The organism is Mesorhizobium sp. M7D.F.Ca.US.004.01.2.1 (genome assembly GCF_003997785.1).
Lineage (GTDB): Bacteria > Pseudomonadota > Alphaproteobacteria > Rhizobiales > Rhizobiaceae > Mesorhizobium > Mesorhizobium loti.
This window is the reverse complement of sequence record NZ_RZRQ01000369.1, coordinates 1-5,397: the sequence shown is the minus strand read 5'-3', so window position 1 is coordinate 5,397 and position 5,397 is coordinate 1. Positions and strand designations below refer to the sequence as shown.

The 5,397-nt window shown below is 62.9% G+C and carries 3 protein-coding genes and 2 pseudogenes; 4 read left to right on the top strand and 1 reads right to left on the bottom strand.

Annotation, left to right across the window (positions count from 1 at the left end; all coding sequences use genetic code 11):
* Together EN993_RS30570 and serA are read left to right on the top strand one after the other, a co-directional pair.
* A pseudogene (locus tag EN993_RS30570) lies at positions 1-407 on the top strand (phosphoserine aminotransferase); the annotation flags it as partial.
* A gap of 62 nt (positions 408-469) precedes the next feature.
* Positions 470-2,071, top strand: a complete 1,602-nt coding sequence (serA, locus tag EN993_RS30565) for a phosphoglycerate dehydrogenase (protein WP_127265635.1) — start codon at positions 470-472, stop codon at positions 2,069-2,071.
* A 55-nt stretch (positions 2,072-2,126) separates the two neighbouring features.
* Here serA and EN993_RS30560 read toward each other — a convergent pair whose 3' ends face one another.
* Positions 2,127-3,038: a DMT family transporter gene (locus EN993_RS30560; RefSeq protein ID WP_109664809.1), complete on the bottom strand. Its 912-nt coding sequence runs from the start codon at positions 3,036-3,038 to the stop codon at positions 2,127-2,129.
* Positions 3,039-3,339: 301 nt separating this feature from the next.
* On the opposite strand from EN993_RS30560, the gene EN993_RS30555 reads away from it, so the two are divergent.
* Together EN993_RS30555 and EN993_RS30550 are read left to right on the top strand one after the other, a co-directional pair.
* Positions 3,340-4,638 carry an adenylosuccinate synthase gene (locus tag EN993_RS30555; RefSeq protein ID WP_127265634.1) on the top strand — a complete coding sequence of 433 codons (1,299 nt, stop codon included), beginning with the start codon at positions 3,340-3,342 and terminating at the stop codon, positions 4,636-4,638.
* A 74-nt stretch (positions 4,639-4,712) separates the two neighbouring features.
* Positions 4,713-5,397: pseudogene (locus tag EN993_RS30550) on the top strand (hypothetical protein); the annotation flags it as partial.

The window sequence follows — 5,397 nt, the reverse complement described above, 5'->3', positions numbered from 1 at the left end:
ATCTCGATGCGCTCAACTGGGCGAAGTCGATCGGTGGCCTCGATGCGCTGATCGCCAGGGCGGATGCCAATGCGGCCGTCCTCGATCGCTTTGTCGGCAAGTCCTCATGGCTCGGTCATCTCGCCACCTTGCCGGCGACGCGGTCGAACACCTCGGTCTGCCTGCACTTCACCGACCCGGATGTGTCCGCGCTCGACGCCGACGGGCAGGCGGCTTTCGCCAAGGGACTGGTGTCGGTGCTCGACAAGGAAGGTGTCGCCTATGATATCGGCGCCTATCGCGATGCACCGCCCGGCCTGCGCATCTGGTGTGGCGCGACGGTCGAGACATCGGATCTCGAAGCGCTGCTGCCCTGGCTCGACTGGGCCTTCGCCGCACAGAAGGCGTCGCTCAAAGCGGCAGCCTGACATCTTTCGGTGGCGGCCTTCGGGCCGCCCATTCCCATCAAATCCATTTCAAGGAGGCCGCCATGGCGCCCCGCGTTCTCGTCTCAGACAAACTTTCTCCCACCGCCGTGCAGATATTCAAGGATCGTGGCGTTGAGGTCGACTATCTGCCCGATCTCGGCAAGGACAAGGAAAAGCTGCTCGAAGTGATCGGCCAGTATGATGGCCTCGCCATCCGCTCGGCGACCAAGGTCACCGAAAAGCTGATCAACGCCGCCACCAAACTCAGGGTTATCGGCCGCGCCGGCATCGGCGTCGACAATGTCGACATCCCGGCGGCGAGCCGCAAGGGCATCATCGTGATGAACACGCCCTTCGGCAATTCGATCACGACGGCCGAACATGCGGTGGCGATGATCTTCGCGCTTGCCCGCCAGATCCCGGAAGCCAACGCTTCTACCCACGCCGGCAAATGGGAGAAGAACCGCTTCATGGGCGTCGAGATCACCGGCAAGACGCTGGGCGTCATCGGCTGCGGCAACATCGGCTCGATCGTCGCGACGCGCGGCGTCGGGCTGAAGATGCATGTCATCGCCTTCGACCCATTCCTGTCGGACAAGCGTGCCGAGGAACTCGGTGTCGACAAGGTCGAGCTGGATGAGCTTTTCGCCCGCGCCGACTTCATCACGCTGCACACGCCGCTGACCGACAAGACGCGCAACATCATCGATGCGGCGGCGATCGCCAAGATGAAGAAAGGCGTGCGCATCATCAACTGCGCCCGCGGCGGGCTGATCGTCGAGGCCGACCTGGTCGCGGCGCTGAAGAGCGGCAAGGTGGCCGGAGCCGGTATCGACGTGTTCGAGGTCGAACCGGCCGAGAACAATGAGCTGTTCGGCATGGAGAACGTGGTGGCGACGCCGCATCTCGGCGCCTCGACAGCGGAAGCGCAAGAGAATGTCGCGCTGCAGGTTGCCGAGCAGATGGCCGATTATCTGATCAAGGGCGCGGTTTCCAACGCCATCAACATGCCGTCGATCACCGCCGAGGAAGCGCCGCGGCTGAAGCCCTTCGTCAAGCTCGCCGAAGTGCTCGGCGCCTTTGTCGGCCAGGTCACCGAGGATCCGATCAAGGAGGTCGAGATCCTGTTCGACGGCTCGACCGCGACGATGAACACACGCGCGCTAATCAGCGCCGCGCTTGCCGGGCTGATCAGGCCGCAGGTCTCCGACGTCAACATGGTGTCGGCGCCGATCATGGTGAAGGAGCGGGGCATCATCGTCGCCGAGGTCAAGCGCGACAAATCGGGCGTGTTCGACGGCTACATCAAGCTGACGGTGACGACCGAGCACAGGACGCGCTCGATCGCCGGCACCTGCTTCTCCGACGGCAAGCCGCGTTTCATCCAGATCAAGGGCATCAATCTCGATGCCGAGGTCGGCCAGCACATGCTCTACACGACCAATGCCGACGCGCCGGGTATCATCGGCCTGCTCGGCACCGTGTGCGGCGAGAACGGCGTCAACATCGCCAACTTCCAGCTCGGCCGCAACCGGCCCGGCGGCGATGCCATCGCGCTGCTTTATCTCGACGCGCCGTTCCCTGAGTCGGTTCTGGAAAAGATCAAGGCGCACAAGTCGATCGACTCGGCCAAGCGGTTGCAGTTCGACGTCAACGCGATGTGATGCCGGACTGCTGTGAAAGATCCAAAGGCGCGGACCGGGCCGCGCCTTTTTTCGTTCAGCGTGTCCTGGCGGATCGCTGAATCGCCATCTTGCGCCCGCTGTATTCGGCAAGCCCGATGCCGCCCAGCACGAGCACCAAAGCCAGTGCCTGATAGAGCTGGAACGTCTCGCCGACGATCAGCACTGACAGCAGCGTGCCGAAGATCGGCACCAGATTGATGAACAGGCCGGCGCGGTTGGCGCCGATCAGTTCGTTGCCCCTGATGTAGAAGATCTGCGAGATGACCGAGGCGCCGATCGCGGTATAGACGATGACGGCCCAGCCGCGCGCGTCAGGCACGATGACCCTGCCGGCGGCGACCTCCCACAGGAAGAACGGCAGCGAGGTGACGAGGGCGGCAACCGACAGGGCCAGCATCAGGCTCTGCCAATGCATCACCGGCTTCAGCCGCAGTCCGACCGAATAGCCACTGTAGAGAAACACGGCGACCAGCATGATGGCGTCGCCGAAATTGAGCTCCAGCGTCAACAGCCGGCGCGGGTCGCCGTGGCAGGCGGTGAGGATCACGCCGGCGATGGTCAGCACGACACCGACAATTTGCGCCCAGTTCACACGCAGGCGGAAGAAGACGAAATTGGCTGTCATGATCAGGATCGGCATCGCCGCCTGTTCGATCGAGACGTTGATCGCTGTGGTGTAGTTGAGCGCCGTGTAGAAGATGGTGTTGAACAAGGCGAAGCCGCTGGCGCCCAGCGCTGCCAGCACGAGCCAGTGCTTGCGCACCACCGGCCAGTCCTTGCGTATTGTCTTCAAGCCTATCGGCAGCATGATCGCCACGGCCAGCACCCAGCGCAGGAAGACGAGCGTCATCGGCGAGACGTGATCGACCGCCAGCTTGCCGGCCACCGAGTTGCCACCCCACAGCAAGGTGGTGAGCAGCAGGAATATGTAAGCGCTTCGATGCATCGCGGGATTCCGGCCACTATTGCATGTCGCCCAAAAGTGGGCAGCGGTTTTGGGACAACGACATGCATTGAAACAAAAAAACTCAAAGCACGTCATGACGCGCTTTGAGGACAAGCCGCGGTGTTTGTCGGCCTATTGCCCCCGTGCATCCAAGTAAATGATGTCAAAGCCGAAAATTGTTGTGCCTCAGGGCATTTTCGGCGGCAAAGAAAGGTCGCGCTCGCGAGGTCTTGACGTTATAGAGGCCTGTCGTTTTGAACAGTCTTCCAGCCGCCACGCGGCGTCTCAAGGGAAAACAAACATGGCCAATGTGGTGGTCGTCGGCTCGCAGTGGGGCGACGAAGGCAAGGGCAAGATCGTCGACTGGCTGTCGGAGCGCGCCGATGTCGTGGTGCGTTTCCAGGGCGGCCACAATGCCGGCCACACGCTGGTCGTCGACGGCAAGGTCTACAAATTGTCGTTGCTTCCGTCGGGCGTCGTGCGCCAGGGCAAGCTGTCCATCATCGGCAACGGCGTGGTTTTCGACCCGCACGCTTTCGTTGCCGAAGTGGCGAAGCTCAAGGCGCAAGGTGTCGAAGTAACGCCGGATCGCCTGAAAATAGCCGAAAACACAGCGCTTATCCTGTCCCTGCATCGGGAACTGGACGGATTCCGCGAGGACGCCGCCTCCAATTCCGGAACGAAGATTGGCACGACCCGTCGTGGCATCGGCCCCGCCTACGAGGACAAGGTGGGCCGGCGCGCGGTCAGGGTGATGGATTTGGCGGATTTGGAAACGCTGCCCTTGAAGGTCGACAGGCTGCTGACGCACCACAATGCGCTGCGTCGGGGGCTTGGCCATGCCGAAGTCACGCATGATGCGATCATGCAGGAATTGACTTCGGTTGCGCACGAGATCCTGCCCTATATGGACCGGGTCTGGAAAATCCTCGACGACAAGCGCCGGGCTGGCGAGCGCATCCTATTCGAGGGCGCGCAAGGCACGCTGCTCGATATCGACCACGGCACCTATCCGTTCGTTACTTCGTCGAATACGGTTGCCGGCCAGGCGGCCGCCGGCTCCGGCGTCGGCCCAGGCGCCATCAATTATGTGCTCGGCATCACCAAGGCCTATACGACGCGCGTCGGCGAAGGTCCGTTCCCGACCGAGCAGAAGAACGAGATCGGCGAATTCCTCGGCACGCGCGGCCATGAATTCGGCGTCGTCACCGGCCGCAAGCGCCGCTGCGGCTGGTTCGACGCGGTGCTGGTGCGCCAGGCTGTTGCCGTCAACGGCATCAAGGGCATCGCGCTGACCAAGCTCGACGTGCTCGACGGGCTGGACGAGATCAAGGTCTGCACCGGCTACCGGCTCGACGGCGAGATGATCGACTATCTGCCGGCCAGCCAGGGCGCACAGGCGCGTGTCGAGCCGGTCTACGAGACGCTCGAGGGCTGGAAAGGCACCACCGCCGGCGCGCGCAGCTGGAACGATCTGCCGGCCCAGGCCGTCAAATATGTCCGCTACATCGAGGAGCTCATCGGCGCCCCGGTCGCGCTCCTTTCCACCAGCCCGGAACGCGACGACACGATACTTGTGACCGATCCGTTTCAAGACTAGTTTCTCAGCCTTTCCGGGCATCGCGGCTGATTTGCGGGGGCCGGCGCGGAAACAAAATACAGGTCGACTGAAGCATGGCAGATTTCGTTTTTGTTCTGAAAAAAGCGATAGACGGTCTCGGCGATCAGTCGCCAGAGATGCGGGCGAAGGTCTATGACAAGGCCCGCTCTACGATCGCAGCGAAGATTGCCCAGCGCGATCCGCCGCTTTCGCCGGAGGATGTCGCCAAGCAGAAACGCGGTCTGGAAGACGCCATCGCGAGCGTCGAGCGGGACTATGCCAAGAGCGTGCCGGAGACCGACCCGCTCGCAGAACTGGAACACATCTTTTCCTCGATCGATCGCAACAAGAACCAGCCGAGCCATACACGGCAACCGGCGAAGGCGGAACCCGCCTTGCCGGCACCGCCCGCGGCCAAGCCTGAACCTTATCGACCGCCACCTCCACCTGCCGCCAAGGTAGAGCCAAGCTGGAAGCCCGCAGCCGCACCTTCCCAGCCGGCTCGCGCCGACACGCCTCTTGCAGGCATGGACGCTGCAGGTATGGACGCCGACGAGGCGGACGACGGGGCCGATGTCTTTTCCAGCAACGAAGAGCCGGTGTCCGACACCTTCCAGCGGCTACGTCCCGCCGAGCGCAAGCGCAGCTATGGCGGGCTGATCGCCGCTGTCGTCGCGCTGCTGGTCGTTGCCGGCGGCGGTTACGGCATCTGGCTGAACAAGGACGCTTTCGGCAAGATGCTCGGGCTTGGCGGCAACC